The following is a 20,273-nucleotide window of genomic DNA, read 5'->3' as shown; positions in this document are numbered from 1 at the left end:
AGGTGGCTGGGAGGACATCGAGGCTCCGTTTCGCAGGCGGTCGGCCGACCGGGGCCGGCCCCGGAGACTCCGGCCGTCGGCTTCCCTTTCTCCCCCGCGCCCCCGTCCGCCGCAACAGCAGGTGGGCCGGGCGTCGCCGAGCGTGCCCGCCGACCGTCGGCCACCCTGGAAGCCCCACCGGCAACCGGTCGGCTGCCGGCCGGAGCCCAGGCACCCCGCGCACCACGAGGAGGCGGCATGCAGCAGCCCACCAACCGGGCCGCCGGCCCACCCGGTGCCGTCCGAGGCTGGCTGGAGGCGCTCGCCGTCGTGGTGGCCGGGCTGGTGGCGATGGCGGCGGTCGCCGCACTCGGCCTCTGGCTGGCCGGCGCCGACGACCTCCCGGACGGCGGCGTCCCTGCCGTGCTGGCCGCGACGCTGGCACTCGCCGTCGGCGGCACCGTCCGGCTCGACGGCGGCGCGGGAGACTTCGCGGCCGTCGGGGCCGAGATCAGCGCGATGCCGCTGAGCGTCTCGGTGGCCGGCGCGGTCACCATGGCGGAGGTGTTCCTGCGCCAACTGCGCTTCCGCGCCGTCGCGGGCGGCGGAGAGCTGCTCGGGCGGATCGGCCGGACGGTGCTGCTCTGGCTGCTCGCCCTGGTGCTGATCACCCTCGGCGCCCGGCACACCTTCGTCGTCCCGCTCGGTGACGACCTGGCGCAGTCGATCGGCGGCGCGCTCGGGCTCACCCCGGAGGTCGGCTTCCACGCGGACGGCCCGACCACCGTCGGCATCGGGCTGGCCTGGCTGCTGGTGGTGCTCGCGCTCACCTTCGCGGTGTCCCGCCGGGCCCCGCTGCCGGCCGCCCTGGTGCGCCACCAACTCGCCGTCCGCCCGGCGGCCTTCGCGCTCTGGTCGGTCCTGCTGGCGTACCTGGTGATCGGTGCGGTGGCCGGGGTGCTGACCGTGATCGTGCACGGCAACGCCCGGCAGACCCTGGCCGTGCTGCTGCTCGCACTGCCCAACCTGGTCTGGTTGGCCTTCGGCCTCGGGCTCGGTGCCGAATGGCACGGGCGGCTGATCGGCGCGCTCGGCCTGCCCGTCCCCAAGCCGCTCAGCGCCGTGCTGCGCACCTCCGAGGGCGGGCAGGCGACCGTCGACCTCGGCACCCTCGCGGAGCAGGACGCGCGCAGCTGGTGGCTGTTGCCGCTGGCCGCCGTCTTGCTGCTCGCGGCCGCGTTCCTGGCGGCTGCCCGCTCACCGCGCACCGTCCGGCTCTGGCAGCACGCCGTCCGGTTCGCGCTCTCCGCCGCCGTCACCATGCTGCTGGTGGGCCTGTGGACCCGGGTGGACGCCGACTACGGGCTCTCGGTGCTCGGCGTCGGCCTCGGCCGGGGAGGCCTGGGCGACCTGCTGGGCGCCGTGCTCGGCGGCAACAGCCCGCTGGCCGCGCTGGGCAGCGGCAGCCTCACCCTGAGCCCGGTGCTCTGGACGGCGGTGCCGCTCGCGGCGGGTTGGGGGCTGGTGGCCGGCGCGCTCGGTGCTCTGCTCGCCACTCGGGTGCGGCACCGTGGCGAGGTCGCCGGAGCGGGGGAGGAAGCGCCCTTGGGCGGGCCTGTCGGTTGACGGGATCACCCGGACGGTTTGGCAGGAGTCCGTGCCTGGCGGTGGCGGTGGGGAGGCGGTGACGCTGGTCGCGATGTGGGTGCAGGTGCCGACGAGGGGCGTGACGGCGCAGGTCGGCGAGCAGTCGGCGGTCCGTTGGCGCCCCGGCCGCGGGGCCCGCCCGGGACGGCCGGGTTCAGAACGCCTCTGCCAGGAGGATGACGGCTGGCGGTACCGCCTGGCCGAGCGCGCCCCGCCAGAGCTTCGGCTCGGAGCAGAACAGGGTGACCCCGCCCGCGAGCATGAACGCGGCGACGTAGAGCACCAGCGCCCGCCCGGCCCCCGGGTGGCCGGCGTGCAGCAGGACCAGGCCGGTGACCAGGCCGAGCGCCAGGAACAGGTTGTAGAAGCCCACGTTGACGCGCCACAGCCGGACCTCCGGGGCGTCCGCCGTGCTGCCGGTGAGCAGCCGGCGCACCCGCGGGTGCCCGTACAGGAAGCTCTCGAGCGGCCAGACGATCAGGTGGATCGCCGCGGCGACCACGGCGAAGACCTGGCTCACGGCGTTCACGGCGGACGGCTCCCTCCGGTCGGGGGCGACCAGGACGGCTGGACGACCGGTGCGGCCCCGGCGGGCGGCCGGGGCACCACCGGCGGGTCGGCGGTCCCGCGCGGGCGGGCCCCCGGCGGCGGGCGGCGGCTGCGGCAGGGCGACCAGCAGCCGCCCGTCCACCCGGGCGGTGGGTTGGGTCGGGTCCGGCGCCGCCCAGGAGGCCATCCCGTCCGGTGGGGCGACGTGGGTGGGGCGGAACGCGAACTCGTCCATGGGCGGCTGCACTTCCTCCGCCGCGCGATCCCCGCCGCGCGCGGCACGACTCGCACCACAGGTCGCCTCCCACTCTACCGGCGGCGGCCCGAGCCCGCGGGGCTCACTGGTCGCTGGTCACTGCCCGATGCCTTGTGCCCGACGTCCGTTGTCCGTCGGGCCCGGCAGGCCCGGGCGTCGAGGCCGTCAGCGCCGCATGATGCTCGGCTCGTGCCGCCGCAGCAGGACCAGCACCACCAGGCCGTACAGCAGTGAGAGCGCGGGCAGCAGCACCATGCTCAGCACCCAGCCGGACCGCTGGTGGCGGAACATCGGATCGGCGGTGATCGCGTTCGGGAAGATGCCGTGCAGTTCGACGGTGCGGGCCATCGCCGACATGCCCCAGCGGGACGGGATCAGCCAGGCGAACTGCTCCAGCCCCGGCACCCCGTGCAGCCTGAGCATCAGGCCGCTGAAGACGATCTGCACCACCGAGAGGAGCACCAGCAGCGGCATGGTGGCCTCCTCCTTGTCCACCAGCGCCGAGACCACCAGGCCGAGCATCATCGCCGAGAAGGCGAGCAGCGCGACCGCGATGATCAGCTCGGGCAGCTGCGGCATCACCACCCCGGTCGGCACCGCGAAGGACAGGTTCACCCCGGCCAGGCCGACCCCGGTCAGTACCGCGGCCTGGGCCACCGTGACCGTGCCCAGCACCACCACCTTGGAGACCAGGTAGGCCGATCTGGACAGCCCGACGACCCGCTCCCGCCGGTAGATCGCGCGCTCCTTCACCAGTTCGCGCACCGAGTTGGCGGCGCCGGTGAGCAGACCGCCGATGCAGAGCGTGAGCAGGCAGTTGACGGCGTTGTCGGGGGAGAGCCGCGAGCCGGCCATCGCCCGGCACATCAGGCCGATGACGAAGGGCAGCACCACCATGACGGTGAGGAAGAGCCGGTCGGCGGCCAGCACCGAGGTGTACCGGCGCACCAGCGTGCCGAGTTGGGAGAACCAGCCCTGCGGTTTCTCCCAGGCGATCGGGGGAGTGGCGGACACCGGCGGGCCCTGGTCCGCAGCGGGGTGCAGTGCCTGACCGACGTACGGGGCTCGACCGGCGCCCGGCGCCGGACCGGGGCACGGCGCGTGCCAGGCCTCGGCCGCGATGTAGTGCGCGTACTGCGGGGAGTCGCGGAAGCGCTGCTGCCAGGCGGCGTGGTCCTCGTGCTCGAAGGCCTCGAAGGCCTCCGGCCACTCGTCGAAGCCGAAGAACTCCAGCGCCTCGCCGGGCGGCCCGTAGTACGCCGTCCGCCCGCCCGGGGCCAGCACCAGCAGACGGTCGCAGACGTTCAGGCTCAGCACGCTGTGCGTCACCACGACCACCGTCCGGCCGTCGTCGGCCAGCCCGCGCAGCATGCGCATCACCGAGCGCTCCATGCCCGGGTCCAGACCGGAGGTCGGTTCGTCGAGGAAGAGCAGGGACGGCTTGGTGAGCAGTTCCAGGGCGACGCTGACCCGCTTGCGCTGACCGCCGGAGAGGCTGGCGATCACCTGGTCGGCCCGGGCGTCCAGGCCCAGCTCGTGGATCACCTCGCGGACCCGGGCCGCCCGCTCCTGCGGGTCGGTGTCGCCGGGGAAGCGCAGCTCGGCGGCGTAGGACAGGGCCCGGCGGACGGTGAGCTGGGTGTGCAGGATGTCGTCCTGCGGGACGAGTCCGATCCGGCGGCGCAGCTCGGCGTAGTCGCGGTAGAGGTCGCGTCCGTCGTGCAGCACCGTGCCCAGGTCGGCGGGGCGCAGCCCGGTGAGGGCGTTGAGCAGGGTGGACTTGCCCGCGCCGCTCGGACCGGCCACCGCGAGCAGCGCCTTCTCGGCGAGGGGGAAACCGACGTCGTCCAGCAGCACCCGGTGGTCGGGGCCGACCCGGACCACCAGGTGTCGGACGTCCAGGGAGATCTCGCCGGTGTCGGTGCACTCGACCAGCCGGCCGTCGGCCAGGCAGAACGCGGAGTGGCCGATGCCGACGATGTCGGCCGGGCCGACCGGGGCGCGTTGGACGGGGCGGCCGTTGAGGTAGGTGCCGTTGTGGCTGTCCAGGTCGACGATCTCGTGCCCGCCGCCGGGCAGGGCACGCAGTTCGGCGTGGTGGCGGGAGACCACCAGGTTGTCCAGGACCAGGTCGTTGTCGTCGGAGCGGCCGATCCGGACGCTGTGACCGAGCAGCCGGTGGACGGCGCTCGGGCGGCGGAAGGTACCGGAGGCGTGCGGGGCGACCAGTGACGGCCGCCGGTGCGCGGTGGGGACCGGGAGGGCGGCGAAGGTCGCGGACAGGCCGTCGGCCGGATCGCCGAAGCGCAGCCGGGTGCCCGGGCCGACGTTCTCCTGGTGGACACGGCGGCCCTCGTCGTAGGTGCCGTTGGTGCTGCCCGCGTCCTCCAGCAGCCAGTGGCCGTCGTCGGCGCGAAGGATCGCGTGGTGCCAGGAGACCCGGGGGTCGTCCAGCACGATCTCGCTGGTCGGGTCGCGGCCGAGGTGGTAGGCCCGGCCCGGGTCGATCAGCTGCGAGTCGCTGTCGGTGACCAGCACGAGGGGCGGCGCGGTGGGCGCGCCGGGGCGCTCTCCCATGGTGGGCAGTCTATCGCCGCCGCTGTCGCCGCGGCGGTCGAAGTGCCGTTCCGGAGTGCGATATTGGACTGGACCATTGCCTTGGCGCAGCACTGTGTTCAGCGATCCCGCGGGGTCCGGGTGCTCCGAGGCGAGTTCGAACTCCTCGGCGGCGGCGAGCTGTTCGGCCGGCGAACGGTCCAGCTCTGCGACCGCTGCCGGGGCGGGCAGGGCGACGGCCCGGGGAGCGGCCGCAGGCGGGGAGCGGGCGCGGCCCGGCCGTGGTCGCCGAGCTCTCCGCGCTCACCTGAAGGGATGATCACGACGCCCCGTGGGCTGCTCACCCCCACGGGGCGTCGTGATCATCCACCGCCCCCCACGGACGGCCCTCCCAGGAGCACGCTGAGGTCGCCCCCGAGGTGAGCCCCCACGGGCTCGGCACCTCCTCCTCGTCGCCGTCCTGCACCGGCAGCCGGTCGATCACCGCGACCAGCGCCGGCGGCAGCTGCGGCGCCAGCCCCCGGTGCACCCGGGAGAGGATGTCCCGCCGCACGCCGTCCGGCAGCAGCGGCCGGTTCATCCGCAACACCCTCGGCCCGGGCGGCCGTTCGGCCGTCGCCAGCTGGTCCGACCAGGCCCGCCAGTAGTCGGCGTCGTCGGTCTCGCCGAGCATCAGGTGGTGCAGGTGCAGGCAGTACGCGGCCGTCCCGCTGCCCGAGCCGGCCGCGAAGCGCCACCAGAACTCGGCGCCCTCCTCCTTGCCGGTGGCGTACAGCAGCGCGCCGAACACCTCGGCCCCCTCCGGCTCGATCCGGCGCGCGTTCACCAGCAGGTCGAGGCCGCGCGAGGCGTCCGGCGCGCCCAGCACCAGGGCCACCACCAGGCCGAGTTCGAAGGCGGCCTGCTCGTGCTCCGACGGCAGGTGGACGGGCGCGGCCGTGAGCCGGGCCCGGCGTACGGCGGCGATCCGTTCCGCATGGGCGCGGTCGGGCCGCGGGACGCGGAACACCGTGCGCGCGCCGTCGGCCGGATCCGCTCCGGCCGGGGCCCCCTCCTCGGGTCTCGCCGTCACAGTTCGCCGCCACCGTCCGGGAGTTCGCCCACCCCGAGTCGGCGGGCCAGCCGCTCCCGGGCGTGCCGGAGGTTGGAGTGCACGGTCGCCACCGGCCGCCCCAGGTACGCCGCGATCACCTTGACGTGCAGGCCGAGCAGGTACCGCAGAATGACCACGTCCCGTTGTCGGTCCGGCAGTTCGAGGATCGCCGCGTACAGCCGCACCTCGTCCGCCTCGCTGCGCAGCAGCCCCTTCGCGACCTGCTTGAAGGCGCCGATCACCGCGGCGAAGGTGACCGCCTCCACCTCGACCGGCTCCTCGACGGCCACCCAGTCCGAGACGTGCCGGTTGGCCAACCGCCAGGCGTACGCGGCCGGTTCCTCGAACCGCAGCACCTGCGGCCAGCAGCGGGCCAGGTCGGACTTCACCGCCGCGACCACCAGCGCCGCGTCGGCCCGGTTGCCTATGCGGGTCATGGCGAGGGCGCGCCAGGCCGGTTCGTGCGTCTCGCAGAAGGCCACGTACGGCAGGCCCAGGCGGAGTTCGGCCTCGGAGCGGGTTCCGGTGTCGGCGGTGGCCGTCGGTTCCGCCCCGGTCCCGTGGAGGTACGACACGGCCGTTGCGCCCCCGTGCCCGCGTTCCGGGGCACTCCTGTCGATCGTCATCGAGCCTGCTTTCCGTGGCCGTCGGCTGCTCGCCCGGGCCACCCGAGGGTCGGGCTGTCTGCGCCCATCCTCATTCCATCAGGCCCGTCACTCCAGGATGCAATCCGAATACAGATTGTCATCTCATGGGAGTCGCTGGTTGGTTGAAACGCTCGAAGACGGCCGGAACGTGACGGTCCGCGCCTATCGTGGGCGGCGGGGACCGGTCGGAAACGGAAGCGGAAGAGGAACCGGAGGGAGAACGCGATGGGCCTCTACGACGGGGTGGACCTGCGGCTCAACGTCCCGCACTCGGCCCGGATGTACGACTACTTCCTCGGCGGGTTCACCAACTTCGCCGCCGACCGCGAGGCCGCCGGCCACGCCCTCGGCGTCGCGCCCTGGCTGCGCGCCGCCGCCCGCGTCAACCGGGCCTTCATGCAGCGTTCGACCCGGGCGCTCGCCGAGGCCGGCTTCGACCAGTTCCTCGACATCGGCACCGGCATCCCCACCTCACCCAACCTGCACGAGGTCGCCCAGGGCATCCGGCCCGACGCCCGGGTGGTCTACGCCGACAACGACCCCATCGTGCTCTCGCACGCCCAGGCCCTGCTCACCGGCACCCCCGAGGGGCGCACCGCCTACGTGGAGGCCGACGCCACCGACCCGGCGCGGCTGCTCGCCGCCCCCGGCCTGCGGGAGACCCTCGACCTGTCCCGCCCGGTCGCGCTCTCCCTGAACGCCCTGCTCCACTTCGTCCCGGACAGCCACGGCGCGTACGGGCTGGTCGAGCACCTCAAGTCCGCTCTCGTCCCGGGCAGCGCCCTGGTGGTGACCCACGTCAGTCCGGAGTTCGCGCCCGCGGACATCGCCAGGCTGACCAGGATCTACGAGGCCGCCGGCACCGCGGCCCAGGCCCGCCTCCGGCCGGAGATCGCCCGCTTCTTCGACGGCTGGACCCTCCTCGAGCCCGGACTCGTGCCCATCGCGGAGTGGCGGCCGGCGCCCGGCGAGGTTCCCGGCGCCGCCTCGGAGGTCTCGCTGTACGCGGGGGTGGCCGTCCGGCCGTGAAATCCCGCGCGAATTAGCGTTGCTGACGAGCCATCGGCACCCGAACCGCGTCGCTCCGATTGAGAAGGCGGCTCACGCCGCGCCGATCGATCGGAGGAGGAGCATGCACCCGCAGCCTTCGCAGACCCGTCACAGCCGCCGCGCCGTCCTCGGTCTCGGCCTCGGTCTCGGCCTGGGAGCGGCCGTCGTCGTGGCCGCGACCGGCGGTCCGGCCCTCGCGGCCACGGCGACCGGTCCGGCCGCCGACCGCGCCGCAGATCCAGGACCGGCGAGCACGGCACCACCAACGACGTCGGCATCGCCTGGACCCCGGCGGGCGCCCCGTCCTGCTCGCCGTGCTCACCACCAAGCCCGCGGACCAGAAGGCGCCGATGGACGAGCCGCTGGTCGCCCGGACGGCCACGCTGCTCGCGGGCGCGCCCGGCTGACCGAGCGCTCCTGGCCACGGCCGCCCCGGCGGCCGGAACAGTCGTCCCGTCACGCCTGCCACCCGGTTCACGCACCGCACGGTGCTCATGCCACTGATGCCCGTCACCCCGTCCGTCCCACCCGTGCGACCCCGTCCCGCCGGGCCCAGACTGGTGAGGGACGATGCTGCCCCGCCAGGCAGGGAGAGGCATGCTGCTAGGGCTCACCACCGCGCTGGTCGCGACCGTCTGCTTCGGCTTCGGGGCGGTCTTCCAGGCGCGCGGGGCGCGGTCCGCCCCGCGCACCGACCGGGTGCGGGCGGGCCTGCTGACCGCGCTGGTGCGGTCCTGGCAGTTCGTCCTCGGCACACTGCTGGACATCGTCGGCTTCGTGCTGAGCGTCGTCGCCCTGCGCACCCTGCCGCTCTTCCTCGTCCAGGCCGTCACCAACTCCGGTCTGGCCGTCACCGCCGTGGCCGCCGTCTGGCTGCTCGGCGCGCGGCTGCGCCGGAGCGACATCGCGGCCATCGTCGCCGTGGTCGTCGGCCTGACCCTGCTGGCGCTCGGCTCCGGCCGGGAGGGCCGCGACCACGCCGCGCCCGCCTTCCACTGGGCGCTGCTCGCCACCACCGCCGCCATGCTGCTCGCCACCCTGGTCCTGGTGCGCCGGCAGGGCAACGCGGCCGCGGCCGGCCTGGGGCTGCTCGCCGGGGTCGGCTTCGGGGTGACCAGCCTGGCGGTGCGGGTCCTGGACGTCTCCGGTCCGCTCGCCGTCCTCACCGACCCGGCCGCCTACGCCCTCGTCGTCGGCGGCCTCGGCGGCTACCTCGCCTACGCCCTGGCGCTGCAGCGCGGCACCGTGACGGCCGCGACCGCCGCCGGGACGGTCACCGAGACCTTCGGACCGGCACTGGTCGGGGTGACGGCGCTCGGCGACGCCGCGCGCCCCGGCTTCGAGTGGTGCGCGCTGACGGGCTTCGCGGTGGCGGTGGGCGGCACCATCGTGCTCTCCCGCTTCGGTGAGCTGGAGGGCGAGTCCGCCGAGCTGTCCGCCCGGCACCGGGGCACCGAGCCCGCCGTCCCGCCCCGGTAGCCCGGACGGCACCGAGCCCGCCGTCCTGCCCCGGTAGCCCGGACGGCACCGCCATGCGAAGGTGACTTGCCGGACAAAACGGACGGCGACACGGCCACAGAGCGGCAGGTGCCAGATGGCGGAGGAACCCCACTCCCGACCCCGGCGGTCGGCCCCGAAGGGCCACACGGACCCGCCCGACCGCCCCGTCGCGCTGATCACCGGCGCCTCCTCCGGCATCGGCCGCGCCGCCGCCACCCGCCTGGCCGACACCGGCTGGCACACCCTGCTCTCCGGCACCGACCGCCCCCGGCTCGACGACCTCGCCGAGCGCACCGGCGGCCGCGCCCTGCCCGAGGACCTGAGCAAACCGGACGGCCCGGCCCGCCTCGCCGAGGCCGCCCTGGCCGAGACCGGCCGGGTGGACGCCCTGATCGCCAGCGCCGGCCTGGGCTGGCGCGGCCCGTACGCCCGGACGCCCTCCGACACCCTGGACCGGATGATCGAGGTCAACCTCGCCGCCCCGCTGCGCCTGGTCCGCCTGCTGCTGCCCGGGATGCTGGAGCGCCGCCACGGCCGGATCGTGCTGATCGGCTCGATGGCCGGCCAGGTCGGCGTGCGCGACGAGTCGGGGTACGCCGCCACCAAGGGCGGGCTGACGATGTTCGCGGAGAGCCTCTGGTACGAGCTGCGCGGCACCGGGGTGGGGGTGCGCCTGGTCCTGCCCGGCGCGGTCGACACCCCGTTCTTCGACCGGCGCGGCACGCCCTACCAACGCGAGCGGCCCCGCCCGGTCCCGGCGGAGCGGGTCGCGGACGTCGTGGTCGCGACCATCACCACCGAGCGGGACCGGCTCTACGTCCCGCACTGGCTCGGCCTCCCGGCCCGCATCCACGGCATGGCCCCGGGCGTGTTCCGCCGGATGGCCTCGCGCTTCGGGTGAGCGCCGCCGCCGGGCACCGCCCGGCCACCGTCGCCGCCGCGGCCCTCGCCGTCGCCGCCGGGATCGAGTTCCTGCACCTCGCCCCGGCCGCCGTCCGCCTGCCGCCGCTGCGCCGCACCCTCGCCCGCCGCACCGCCGGCCACGGCACCGCGCCCGGCCACGTCGCCCTGACCTTCGACGACGGACCCGACCCGCGCAGCACCCCGTACGTCCTCGACGCGCTGGACGCACTCGGTGCCCGCGCCACCTTCTTCCTGCTCGGCGCGATGCTGGAGCGCGCCCCCGCGCTCGGCCGCGAACTGGTGCTGCGCGGCCACGAGGTGGCCGTCCACGGCTGGCACCACCGGCAGCAGTGGTACCCGGCCCCCGCCCGCGACCTGCGCGAACTGCGCCGCGCCACCGAGGCCGTGACCGAACTCTGCGGCGCCCGCCCGCTCTGGTACCGCCCGCCGTACGGGGTCCTGACCGCCGGCCCGGCGCTGGCCGCCCGCCGGCTCGGCCTGCGCAGCGTGCTGTGGACGGCCTGGGGCCGCGACTGGACGGCGCGGGCCACCGGCGAGTCCGTCCACGCGACCGCCCGCCCCGGCCTCACCGCCGGCGCCACCCTCCTGCTGCACGACTCCGACTGCACCTCCGCCCCCGGCTCCTGGCGCGCCACCCTCGCCGCCCTCCCCCTGATCGCCGCCCACTGCCGCACCCACCACCTCACCCTCGGCCCCCTGCGCGACCACCGCGTCCCGGGCCCGGGCGGGGGCCGCCGGCCGTGACGGGCGGGTCACCCGCCCGGGCGGCGTCGGCGCGCACCGGAGCCGCGGCTACCCCAGCCCGACCCGCCGCAGCGCCGCCCCGAACCCCGCCTGCCAGGCCGCCGGTGTCGCGCCGGCGGACGGCGCGGGCTCGGGGCGGCGGAGGGCGGCGAGGGCGTTGCGGACCACCTCGGCGGGGTGGGCGGTGGCGACGTCGGCGTGGCCGAGCTCCAGCTCGTGCTGGAGGTTGTCGCGCCCGTGCCCCTGCACCACGTCGAGGAGCAGCAGCCGCCGGCCCAGCGCCCTGGCCTCGCTGCAGGTGTCGCCCGAGCTGGTGACCACCAGGTCGGCGGCGGCCATCAGGGCGGGGACGCGGTCGGTGTAGCCGAAGGGGTGCAGCCGGGGCTCCCGGCGTGCGGCGGCCCGCAGCCGGCGCTCCAGCTCCGGGTTGCGCCCGGCCACCGCGAGCACGTGCGGCCCGGCGGCGGCCAGCGAGGCGGCGGTGCGGGCGAGCGGGCCGAGCCCCCAGGAGCCGGACATCAGCAGCACGCACGCGGCGCCCGCCGGCACGCCCAACTCCGCGCGCGCCGCGGCCCGTTCCGGCGGTCGGTAGAACGGCTGCCGCAGCGGCGCCGGGACGACGGCGATGTCGGCGTCCGGCCGGTACCGCCGCACCGCGCACGCGGCGATCTCCGAGGTGACCAGGAACAGGTCCGTCCCCTCCTGCACCCAGAGCCGGTGCGGCGTCACGTCGGTGCAGAACACGAAGTGCCGGAACTCCCGCTCCGGGGCCTGCCGCAGCAGCCGGTTGACGGCCGAGGTCGCGGTGGCGAACACCGAGACCACCAGCTGCGGCCGCTGCGCCGCGATCAGCTCCCGCAGCGCCGGGACCAGTCGGGTGCGGGCCGCCGCGTCGGCGAGCAGGGCGAGCCGGGCACCGGGCCGCAGCGCCGAGAAGTGGAAGGCGTCGTACACCCCGGGCAGGTCGAGCAGCCGGCGGAACACCGCCTCCCCGGCCGCGCCCGAGCGCTGCCCGAGCAGCGCCATGGCGTCGACGGTGCGGGTGGTCCAGCCGCGTTCCCGCAGGGTGTCCGCGCAGGCCTGCGCCATCACGTCGTGGCCCTGCCCGAGCGAGCCGGAGACCAGCAGGGCGTGCGGCATCGGGCGGCCCCGTCAGGCGCCGGCGGCCGAGCCGACGGCGGCCCGGTACCAGTCCGCGTACCGCCGCACCCCGTCGGTGAAGTTGGTGTGCGGCGACCAGCCCAGCAGCCGCTTGGCCTGCGCCGAGGAGATCCGCCGCCCCGCGTAGTCGGCCTTGCGCCCGTCGATGTGCTCGATGCTGACGGGCCCCAGCAGGCCGTCCACGGTGTCGGCGATGTCCCGCACCGAGACGGCCGTCGAGCCCTCCAGCGCGAAGGTCTGGTCCTCGGCGGCGGGGGACAGGGCCCGGACGTGGGCGTCGGCGAGGTCCTCGACGTAGACGAAGTTGCGGCTCTGCCGGCCGTCCCCGGCGATGGTGATCGGCCGCCCGGCCAGCGCGGCCTGGACGAACCGGGCGACGACCAGCTCGTCCCGCATCCGGGGGCCGTACGGGATGCCGTAGCGCAGGATGGTGAAGTGCTGCCCGTAGAGCTCGCGGTAGCTGTGCACCAGCATCTCGGCGGCCAGCTTGGTGGCCACGTAGAGATGGCCGCTGTGCTCCAGCTCGATCGGCACGTGTTCGTCCAATTCCTCTTCGTCGCCGTCGAGTTGACCGTAAGCCAGGGCGGCGCCGTAGACCCAGACGGTGCTCGCCAGCACGATCCGGCTCAGGCCGCCGCGCCGGGCGGCCTCCAGCACGGCCTCGGTGCCGTCGATGTTGGTCCGCACCGCGCGGACCGGGTCGGCGGACACCTGCTCGACGTCGGCCATGGCGGCCAGGTGGTAGACCACCTCGCTGCCGGCCAGGGCCGCGGTGAGGGCCTCGAGGTCGAGGACGTCGAGCCGCGCGTGTTCGGCGTCCGGATTGAGGTACTTGTCGGTGGTGTCCACCGCGAGGACGTCGTGGCCGGCCGCGATCAGGTGGTCCACGACGTGTGAGCCGATGAACCCGCAGCCCCCGGTGACGGCTATCCGCACGATCTTGCTCCCTTCGCTCCGGCTATCCGGCCAGTCGCCGGTACACCGTGGAGACGGCGTCGACCACCTGCTCGGTCTCGTCCTCGGTCATGTCGGAGTGCACCGGCAGGCAGACCTGCCGGGCGCAGACGTCCTCGGCCACCGGCAGCGGCCCGCGCCGGTACGGGGCGAGCACCGGCTGGAGGTGCAGCGGCAGGTCGTAGACCTCGCCGGACAGCCGCACCCCGTGCTCCTCGGCCAGCGCCCGCTTGAACTCCGCGCGGTCCACCCCCGACGGCAGCAGCGCCACGTACTTGTAGTAGTTGCCGCGGCAGCCGGGCGGTTCGAGCACCGGGTCGAGGCCGTCCAGCCCGGCCAGCGCGGCGTCGTAGCGGCCGGCGACGGCCCGGCGGGTCTCGATGAACTCCTTCAGCCGGCGCAGGTGCACCGTACCGATCGCGGCGTGCGGCTCGCTCATCCGCCAGGAGTAGCCGAGCTCCACGTGGTGGTTGGTGGTGAAGGACCCCTTCCCCTGGTCGCGGTGGATCCGGGCCGAGTCCCGCAGCTCCGGCGACTCGGTGAGGATCATCCCGCCCTCGCCGCTGGTGGTGACCTTGGTGGGGTAGAAGGAGAAGGCCCCGGCCAGGCCGAAGGTGCCGGCGGCGCGGCCGTCGAAGCTGCTGCCGTGGGCGTGCGCGGCGTCCTCGACCAGCGGGATGCCGCGCCGGTCGCAGAGCGCGCGCACGGCGTGGACCTGCGGGCCGACCAGCCCGCCGATGTGCACCAGGACGACGGCGGCGGTGTCCGGGGTGAGCGCCGCCTCCAGGGTCTCGGGGGAGAGCGCGAGGGTGGCCGGGTCGACGTCGGCGAAGACCGGACGGCCGCCCGCGTGCACCACCGCGCCGGCGGTCGCGTAGAAGGTGACGGTGGGGACGACCACGTCGCGGCCTCGGACGTCGATGCCGCGCAGGATCACCTCCAGCGCCGCCGTGCCGCTGCTCACCGCGACGGCGTGCGAGGCGCCGTGCTCGGCGGCGAAGGCCTGCTCGAAGCGCTCGGTCCACGGGCCGAGGGTGAGCGCGCCGGTGGTGAGCATCTCGGTCACCGCCTCGGCGACCGCCGCGCGGTCGCTCTCGTCGAACACGATGCGGGCGGCTGGAACGCCCATGTCGGCACCTCCGGCGGCGGGCTGCGAAAGCAGCACCGATCGGGTCGGATCCTCCCGAACCGCACGTCAGCGGACGGGTCAGGCACATCACGCTACTTCGCCCACCGGTCCGCGGCCCGCCGTCGCGGCCCGCACGGGTGACCGCATCTGCTTCCGCCGCAGGTCCGGGCGCTGCTTCCGGTGCGGGGCGTGCGCTCCTCCGTGCGGGGGAGGGCACTACTGCGTCCGCAGTACGCAAACGGCCTGCGCAGGGACGACGACGGAGCAGGGGTCGGCGATCAAGGATTGGTCATGCTGCGGCGGACCGCGTCCACCAGGACGTTCCGGCCGGCCGCGGCATGTTCCGTACCCGAGAACCGCATCCGAAGGAGTCCGCTCTCCCGTGGCCACGTTCCTCTACCGTCTGGGCCGATGGGCCTTCGTCCGGCGCCGGCTGGTGACCTTCCTCTGGGTCGCCGTGCTGGCCGCCGTCGGGGTCCTGGCGGCCAAGGCGCCCGCCGCACCCGACGACGGCTTCGCGATGCCCGGCACGGAAGCGCAGAAGGCCTTCGACCTGATGAACGAGCGCTTCCCCGGCGGGCACGCCGACGGGGCCTCGGCGCGCCTGGTGTTCGTCGCCCCCTCCGGCCAGAAGATCACCGCCGCCCCCAACCAGCAGGTGGTCGAGCGGACGGTCGACGAGGTCGCCCACTCCGAGCAGGTCACGGGTGCGGTGAACCCGTTCAAGATGCAGGGCGCCGTCTCCTCGGACGGCACCACCGCGTACGCCACGGTCAACTACTCCGCCAAGGCGGGTGAGGTGTCCGGGGGCGCCACCGACGCCCTGGAGCAGGCCGCCCAGCACGGCCGGGACGCCGGGCTCAAGGTCGAGATCGGCGGCAACGCGCTGATGGCCAAGCCCGAGGCGGGCGGCAGCAGCGAGGCGATCGGCATGGCGCTGTCCGCCGTCGTCCTGGTGATCACCTTCGGCTCGCTGGTCGCGGCCGGCCTGCCGCTGCTCACCGCCGTCGTCGGCGTCGGCCTCGGCATGGCGCTGATCGCCGCGCTCGGCAGCACGCTGGGGCTCTCCACCACCACCGGCACGCTCGCCATGATGCTCGGCCTCGCGGTCGGCATCGACTACGCGGTGTTCATCGTCTCCCGCTACCGCGCCGAGCTCGCCGAGGGCCGCACCCCCCAGGAGGCGGCGGGCCGGGCCGTCGGCACCGCCGGGTCCGCGGTGGTCTTCGCCGGCCTCACCGTGGTGATCGCGCTCGCCGGCCTCTCCGTGGTCGGCATCCCGATCCTGGCCAAGATGGGCATGGCCGCCGCCGGTACGGTCGTCATAGCCGTGCTGGTCGCCCTCACCCTGGTCCCCGCGCTGCTCGGCTTCCTCGGTCGCAAGGTGCTGCCCCGCAAGGCCCGAAAGGCCCGTACGGCCCAGGGCGAGGCCTGGGGCGCGAAGGAGAACGGCGGTGCCCGCTGGGCCCGCTTCATCCTGCGCCGCCCGCTCGCGGTGCTGCTCGGCGGTGTGATCGGCCTCGGCGTGCTCGCCGCCCCCGCGCTCGATCTCAGGCTCGGCCTGCCGGGCGACGAGTCCAAGCCCACCTCCACCACCCAGCGCCGCGCCTACGACCTGCTCTCCGAGGGCTTCGGCCCCGGGTTCAACGGCCCGCTGACGGTCATGGTGGACGCCAAGGGCGTCGCCGACCCGAAGGCCGCCGCGGCCGAGGTCGCCAAGAAGGTCTCCGGTCTGCCCGGGGTCGTCGCGGTGACACCGCCGATGTTCAACCCGGCCGGTGACACGGCCCTGCTCAACGCCGTCCCGGCGACCGGCCCGAGCGAGGCCGAGACCAAGGACATCGTGCACGCCATCCGCGACGACGCGGCCGGCCTCAAGTCGGCCACCGGGGCGACGGTCCTGGTCAGCGGCACCACGGCGATGAACATCGACGTCTCGCAGAAGATGTCCGACGCGCTGGTGCCCTACCTCGCCGTGGTCGTCGGCCTCGCCGTCCTCCTGCTGATGGTGGTCTTCCGCTCCGTCCTCGTCCCGCTGAAGGCGGCCCTGGGCTTCCTGCTCTCCGTGGTCGCCGCGCTCGGCGCCGTGGTCGCGGTCTTCCAGTGGGGCTGGCTGGCCGACCTGATCGGCGTGGAGCAGACCGGCCCGGTGATGAGCATGATGCCGATCTTCATGATCGGTGTGGTCTTCGGCCTCGCCATGGACTACGAGGTGTTCCTGGTCACCCGGATCCGCGAGGGCTTCGTCCATGGTGAGCAGCCGGGCGAGGCCATCGTCACCGGCTTCCGGCACAACGCCCGGGTGGTCACCGCGGCCGCGTTCATCATGATCGCCGTCTTTGCGGGCTTCATCGGGATGAGCGAGCCGATGATCAAGATGATGGGTCTGGGCCTCGCCGCGGCGGTCGCCTTCGACGCCTTCATCGTCCGGATGACCATCGTCCCGGCCGTCCTTGCCCTGCTCGGCCGCCGCGCCTGGTGGCTGCCGCGCTGGCTCGACCGCCTGATACCCGACGTGGACGTCGAGGGCAGCAAGCTGGAGACCAGCGCCCCCGAGCCGGCCCCGGGCCGGGAGTCGGTCACCGTCTAGGCCGGCGCCGACCGGCCTGGCGCTCCGCCGCCGCCCGGCCTGGCCCCCGGCACCGCCGGAGCCAGGCCGGCACCGAACGGCTCGGACACCGGTTCGAGTCCCAACCGTTACCGTTGCTGTCGGGGGCCGTCGCGCACGCGAAGGCCCCCGACGCGGCCCGCCGCGCCCCCGACCGGGGGCCGGCGCGGCAGGAACCGAAGCTGCCCGGTTGCGGGCGTGGCCAGCGTCCCCGACCGGAGAGCACGACCATGAGCGATACCTGGCAGCGCCTGCGCCGCGACCACCCCCGGCTGCTCGACGCCGCCGGCGGGGCGGCCATGATCACAATCACCGCCCTCGGCGCCACCATCGACCAGACCGGTGGCCACCTCACCTGGTTCGACCCGATCACCTTCGGCCTCGCGATGGTCTCCGCCGTCACCGTGCTCGCCCACCGCCGCCACCCGCGTGCGGTGGTCGCCGTCACGCTGCTCTGCACGATGGTGCTCGCCATCGTCAGCCCCCGGTTGACTCCGACGCTTGCGTCCCCGCTGCTGCTCGCGCTCTACTTCCTCGCCATTCGCACGGACCGCGCCACCGCGCTGCGCGCCTCGGTCGTCACCGCCGTCCTGCTCACCGGGATCGCCCTGCTGCTCGGCCACGGCGGTCCGATCAGCGAACGGCTCGGCGTCCTCGCCTGGGCCCTGCTGCCCGGCGCCCTCGGAGACTCGATCCGCAACCGCCGCGCCCACCTCGCGGCCATCGAGGAACGCGCCGAACGCGCCGAGCGCACCCGCGAGGAGGAGGCCCGGCGGCGAGTCGCCGACGAGCGGATCAGGATCGCCCGTGATCTCCACGACGTCGTCGCCCACCACATAGCCCTCGCCAACGCCCAGGCCGGCATCGCCGTCCACCTCATGGACAGCCATCCCGTCCAGGCCCGTGAGGTGCTCAGTCACATCACCGACGCCACCGGCTCGGCCCTCCAGGAGCTGCGCGCCACCGTCGGCCTGCTGCGCCGCGCCGAGGAGCCCGCCCCGCTCGAACCCGCCCCCGGCCTCGACCGGCTGCCCGAGCTGATCACCACTTTCGAACGGGCCGGCCTGCCGGTCCGGCTCACCGTCGAGGGCGAGGCCCGCCCGCTGTCGCCCGGCGTGGACCTCACCGCCTTCCGGATCGTCCAGGAGTCACTGACCAACGTGGCCAAGCACGCCCACGGCGCCGACGCCGAGATCACCCTCGCCTACAGCGGCAGCCGGGTCGCGGTCAGCGTCGCCAACGGCCGCCCGAGCGCGACCGGCCGACCCCGCGCCGTCCCGCTGTCGCAGCACCCGCCGAGCGAGGGCGGCTTCGGACTGATCGGCATGCGCGAGCGGGCCGGCGCGGTCGGCGGCCGGCTCAGCGCCGACCGGCGGCCCGGCGGCGGTTTCCTGGTCACCGCCGAACTGCCGCTGCGCACCGGCGCCCGCGACGACGGCCCCGACTCCGCGGGCGGCTTCACCGCCGCCGAACTCGCCCGGGCCGCCCGGGCCGTGCGAACCGCCCGTACCGATCGCCCGACACCAGCCGAAGGACGAGACGGCGCCACCGGTGCGGTCGACGCCACCCGAGAGGAGAGGGACCACGCATGACCATCCGGGTACTGCTCGCCGACGACCAGGCCCTGCTGCGCGGGGCATTCCGCCTGCTGATCGACGCGGAGGAGGACATGGAGGTGGTCGGCGAGGCCGCCGACGGCCGGGAGGCCGTCGCGCTCGCCCGGGCCACCAAGCCCGACATCGTGCTGATGGACATCCGGATGCCCGGCGTCGACGGCCTCGGCGCCACCGCCGAGATCTGCGGTGACGAGGAGCTGTCCGGCACCCGGGTGCTCATCCTCACCACCTTCGAGATCGACGAGTACGTGGCCCAGGCGCTGCGCGCGGGCGCCGGCGGCTTCCTCGGCAAGGGCGCCGACCCGAAGGAGCTGCTCGCTGCCGTCCGCACTGTCGCGGCGGGCGAGGCACTGCTCTCGCCGGCCGCCACCCGGGCCGTGATCGACCAGTTCCTGGCCCAGCCCGAACCGGCGCCCGGAACGCCGACCAGTGAGCGGCTCGCCGTCCTCACCGCCCGCGAGCGCGAGGTGATGTCGATGGCCGCCACCGGCCTCACCAATGAGGAGATCGCGGAGCGGATGTTCGTCAGCCCCTTCACCGTCCGCACCCACGTCCACCGGGCGATGAACAAGCTCGACGCCCGCGACCGCGCCCAGCTCGTCGCCATCGCCTACCAGACCGGTCTCGTCCCACCCGGCCGCCAGGTCTGAGTGCTCCGGGGAGTTCCCGTCCGTCGTACAGCTCGAACATCTCGTCGCGGTCGAACTCCACCTCGCGGGCGATGATCACACGGCCTCCCCGATCACGCGGCTCTCCCCGGAACTGCCGCACTGACGTGCTCCGACTGTGCGCGAACCACCCGTCCTTCATCGAACGGCCCGCCCCGCTCAAGGTGGTCGTGCCTGCGGGCCACCCCGCCGTACCTGCCGACGCGGTCGGCGCCGGGGCCCGTCGTGCGCCCCCGTCGCTCCCGACGGAGGATGGGGGGATCAGGGCCGTGGAAGAGCCGGAGGCGGGAGGCCGGGCCATGGGCATCGCAATGGCGGACATCCGGGAGTGGCGCGGCCACGCCGTGGTCGACGAGAAGAGCCGCCGCATAGGTTCGCTGGAGTCGGTCTACGTGGAGACGGCCAGCGACGAGCCGTTCTTCGCGACCGTCACGGTCGGGTTCGCCGGCCGTCGCCGCCTGGTGTTCGTCCCGCTGGAGGGGGCGGTGGCCGGACCGGACTACCTCCGGGTGGCGTACCCGCGCAACGTCGTCAAGCAGGCTCCGGCGATCGGCACCGACGACGTGCTGCCCGCCGAGGACGAGCCCGCCGTGTTCGCGCACTACGGACTTCCGTACGCGACCGGTGCGGGCGGGGAGCGACGCCTGGCCCGCCGCTGAGCCGCGCCCGCCACTGCCGCCGACCGGCACCCGTCCCCGCCGCCGATCCGCGCCCCGGGCGGGTGGGTCGGGTACGACTTTCGCCACCCGGGAATGAATACCCCGCCGGGTACACTTGTCCATCGACAGTCGATGTGAAAGGCGGCCCCGACATGCAGGTGGACGACGAGGCGGTCGGCGCGGTCCTGAACCGGCTGCGCCGCGCGCAGGGCCAGTTGGCCGGAGTGATCGCGATGATCGAGGCGGGCCGGGACTGCAAGGACGTGGTCACCCAGCTCGCCGCCGTCTCGCGCGCGCTCGACCGGGCCGGGTTCAAGATCGTCGCAAGCGGCATGCGCCAGTGCATGGCGGCCGCCGACGAGGACGCCCCGCCGATGAGCGAGGCCGAGCTGGAGAAGCTCTTCCTCGCCCTGGCCTGACCGGCGGCGCACGCCCAGGGAGCACGGAACGGCGGGGGCTGTGGTGGACCGGTCCACCACAGCCCCCCCCCCCAGCCCCCCGCGGCGGCCCAGCGTGCCGACCCGGCGCGGCAC

At 74.8% G+C, this 20,273-nt stretch carries 17 protein-coding genes; 10 read left to right on the top strand and 7 right to left on the bottom strand.

The features are described from left to right. Positions 1-237: 237 nt before the first annotated feature. Positions 238-1,605 (top strand): streptophobe family protein, encoded by a 1,368-nt coding sequence (locus tag ACWDBB_RS31130; RefSeq protein ID WP_449792752.1) that lies wholly within the window; start codon positions 238-240, stop codon positions 1,603-1,605. 175 nt (positions 1,606-1,780) lie between these two features. On the opposite strand, the gene ACWDBB_RS31125 is transcribed toward ACWDBB_RS31130, so the two are convergent. From ACWDBB_RS31125 to ACWDBB_RS31110, 4 genes are all read right to left on the bottom strand, one after another. After that, on the bottom strand, positions 1,781-2,410 hold the full coding sequence (locus ACWDBB_RS31125) for a DUF1304 domain-containing protein (RefSeq protein WP_449792751.1): 630 nt from the start codon (positions 2,408-2,410) through the stop codon (positions 1,781-1,783). Between the two features lie 186 nt (positions 2,411-2,596). After that, positions 2,597-5,008 (bottom strand): FHA domain-containing protein, encoded by a 2,412-nt coding sequence (locus tag ACWDBB_RS31120; RefSeq protein WP_449792750.1) that lies wholly within the window; start codon positions 5,006-5,008, stop codon positions 2,597-2,599. A 319-nt stretch (positions 5,009-5,327) separates the two neighbouring features. After that, the gene (locus ACWDBB_RS31115; RefSeq protein WP_449792749.1) at positions 5,328-6,059 is read right to left on the bottom strand and encodes a hypothetical protein; all 732 of its coding nucleotides are present in this window, start codon (positions 6,057-6,059) and stop codon (positions 5,328-5,330) included. Then, entirely contained in the window at positions 6,056-6,655 is a 600-nt protein-coding gene (locus ACWDBB_RS31110; protein ID WP_449792748.1) for an RNA polymerase sigma factor, read from the bottom strand. The genes ACWDBB_RS31115 and ACWDBB_RS31110 overlap by 4 nt, the downstream gene beginning before the upstream one ends. A gap of 297 nt (positions 6,656-6,952) precedes the next feature. Between ACWDBB_RS31110 and ACWDBB_RS31105 the strand changes: the two genes are divergently transcribed. From ACWDBB_RS31105 to ACWDBB_RS31090, 4 genes are all read left to right on the top strand, one after another. Then, on the top strand, positions 6,953-7,756 hold the full coding sequence (locus ACWDBB_RS31105; RefSeq protein WP_449792747.1) for an SAM-dependent methyltransferase: 804 nt from the start codon (positions 6,953-6,955) through the stop codon (positions 7,754-7,756). A gap of 618 nt (positions 7,757-8,374) precedes the next feature. Further along, positions 8,375-9,256: a hypothetical protein gene (locus ACWDBB_RS31100; RefSeq protein WP_449792746.1), complete on the top strand. Its 882-nt coding sequence runs from the start codon at positions 8,375-8,377 to the stop codon at positions 9,254-9,256. Between the two features lie 115 nt (positions 9,257-9,371). Further along, complete coding sequence (locus ACWDBB_RS31095) at positions 9,372-10,178, top strand: SDR family NAD(P)-dependent oxidoreductase (protein ID WP_449792745.1); 807 nt, start codon at positions 9,372-9,374, stop codon at positions 10,176-10,178. Next, positions 10,175-10,945, top strand: coding sequence for a polysaccharide deacetylase family protein (locus ACWDBB_RS31090; protein WP_449792744.1), 771 nt, complete (start codon positions 10,175-10,177; stop codon positions 10,943-10,945). The genes ACWDBB_RS31095 and ACWDBB_RS31090 overlap by 4 nt, the downstream gene beginning before the upstream one ends. Positions 10,946-10,993: 48 nt before the next feature. On the opposite strand, the gene ACWDBB_RS31085 is transcribed toward ACWDBB_RS31090, so the two are convergent. Genes ACWDBB_RS31085 through ACWDBB_RS31075 form a run of 3 tightly spaced genes read right to left on the bottom strand, consistent with a single transcriptional unit; the run spans position 10,994 to position 14,189 of the window. Continuing rightward, a complete protein-coding gene (locus ACWDBB_RS31085; protein ID WP_449792743.1) occupies positions 10,994-12,085 on the bottom strand; it encodes an MGDG synthase family glycosyltransferase in 1,092 nt (363 codons plus the stop codon). Positions 12,086-12,097: 12 nt separating this feature from the next. Continuing rightward, complete coding sequence (locus ACWDBB_RS31080) at positions 12,098-13,042, bottom strand: NAD-dependent epimerase/dehydratase family protein (RefSeq protein ID WP_449792742.1); 945 nt, start codon at positions 13,040-13,042, stop codon at positions 12,098-12,100. Positions 13,043-13,064: 22 nt separating this feature from the next. Continuing rightward, positions 13,065-14,189, bottom strand: coding sequence for a DegT/DnrJ/EryC1/StrS family aminotransferase (locus tag ACWDBB_RS31075; RefSeq protein WP_449792741.1), 1,125 nt, complete (start codon positions 14,187-14,189; stop codon positions 13,065-13,067). Positions 14,190-14,571: 382 nt separating this feature from the next. Between ACWDBB_RS31075 and ACWDBB_RS31070 the strand changes: the two genes are divergently transcribed. From ACWDBB_RS31070 to ACWDBB_RS31050, 5 genes are all read left to right on the top strand, one after another. After that, the gene (locus ACWDBB_RS31070; protein WP_449792740.1) at positions 14,572-16,779 is read left to right on the top strand and encodes an MMPL family transporter; all 2,208 of its coding nucleotides are present in this window, start codon (positions 14,572-14,574) and stop codon (positions 16,777-16,779) included. Positions 16,780-17,027: 248 nt separating this feature from the next. Beyond that, complete coding sequence (locus ACWDBB_RS31065) at positions 17,028-18,389, top strand: sensor histidine kinase (protein WP_449792739.1); 1,362 nt, start codon at positions 17,028-17,030, stop codon at positions 18,387-18,389. After that, positions 18,386-19,063: a response regulator transcription factor gene (locus ACWDBB_RS31060; protein ID WP_449792738.1), complete on the top strand. Its 678-nt coding sequence runs from the start codon at positions 18,386-18,388 to the stop codon at positions 19,061-19,063. Before ACWDBB_RS31065 ends, ACWDBB_RS31060 begins: the two co-directional genes overlap by 4 nt. A gap of 317 nt (positions 19,064-19,380) precedes the next feature. Beyond that, positions 19,381-19,740 (top strand): PRC-barrel domain-containing protein, encoded by a 360-nt coding sequence (locus ACWDBB_RS31055; protein WP_449792737.1) that lies wholly within the window; start codon positions 19,381-19,383, stop codon positions 19,738-19,740. A 152-nt stretch (positions 19,741-19,892) separates the two neighbouring features. Continuing rightward, a complete protein-coding gene (locus tag ACWDBB_RS31050; RefSeq protein WP_449792736.1) occupies positions 19,893-20,159 on the top strand; it encodes a metal-sensitive transcriptional regulator in 267 nt (88 codons plus the stop codon). Positions 20,160-20,273: the final 114 nt, after the last annotated feature.

It is taken from the genome of Kitasatospora sp. NPDC001095 (assembly GCF_053598615.1).
This window is presented reverse-complemented; position numbering and strand designations above follow the sequence as displayed.

Bases quoted from the DNA above. Each gene is read 5' to 3' on its own strand.
- ACWDBB_RS31130 (WP_449792752.1), top strand. From the start codon at position 238: ATGCAGCAGCCCACCAACCGGGCCGCCGGCCCACCCGGTGCCGTCCGA.
- ACWDBB_RS31125 (WP_449792751.1), bottom strand. From the start codon at position 2,410: ATGGACGAGTTCGCGTTCCGCCCCACCCACGTCGCCCCACCGGACGGG.
- ACWDBB_RS31120 (WP_449792750.1), bottom strand. From the start codon at position 5,008: ATGGGAGAGCGCCCCGGCGCGCCCACCGCGCCGCCCCTCGTGCTGGTC.
- ACWDBB_RS31105 (WP_449792747.1), top strand. From the start codon at position 6,953: ATGGGCCTCTACGACGGGGTGGACCTGCGGCTCAACGTCCCGCACTCG.
- ACWDBB_RS31100 (WP_449792746.1), top strand. From the start codon at position 8,375: ATGCTGCTAGGGCTCACCACCGCGCTGGTCGCGACCGTCTGCTTCGGC.
- ACWDBB_RS31095 (WP_449792745.1), top strand. From the start codon at position 9,372: ATGGCGGAGGAACCCCACTCCCGACCCCGGCGGTCGGCCCCGAAGGGC.
- ACWDBB_RS31085 (WP_449792743.1), bottom strand. From the start codon at position 12,085: ATGCCGCACGCCCTGCTGGTCTCCGGCTCGCTCGGGCAGGGCCACGAC.
- ACWDBB_RS31075 (WP_449792741.1), bottom strand. From the start codon at position 14,189: ATGGGCGTTCCAGCCGCCCGCATCGTGTTCGACGAGAGCGACCGCGCG.
- ACWDBB_RS31065 (WP_449792739.1), top strand. From the start codon at position 17,028: ATGAGCGATACCTGGCAGCGCCTGCGCCGCGACCACCCCCGGCTGCTC.
- ACWDBB_RS31060 (WP_449792738.1), top strand. From the start codon at position 18,386: ATGACCATCCGGGTACTGCTCGCCGACGACCAGGCCCTGCTGCGCGGG.
- ACWDBB_RS31055 (WP_449792737.1), top strand. From the start codon at position 19,381: ATGGGCATCGCAATGGCGGACATCCGGGAGTGGCGCGGCCACGCCGTG.
- ACWDBB_RS31050 (WP_449792736.1), top strand. From the start codon at position 19,893: ATGCAGGTGGACGACGAGGCGGTCGGCGCGGTCCTGAACCGGCTGCGC.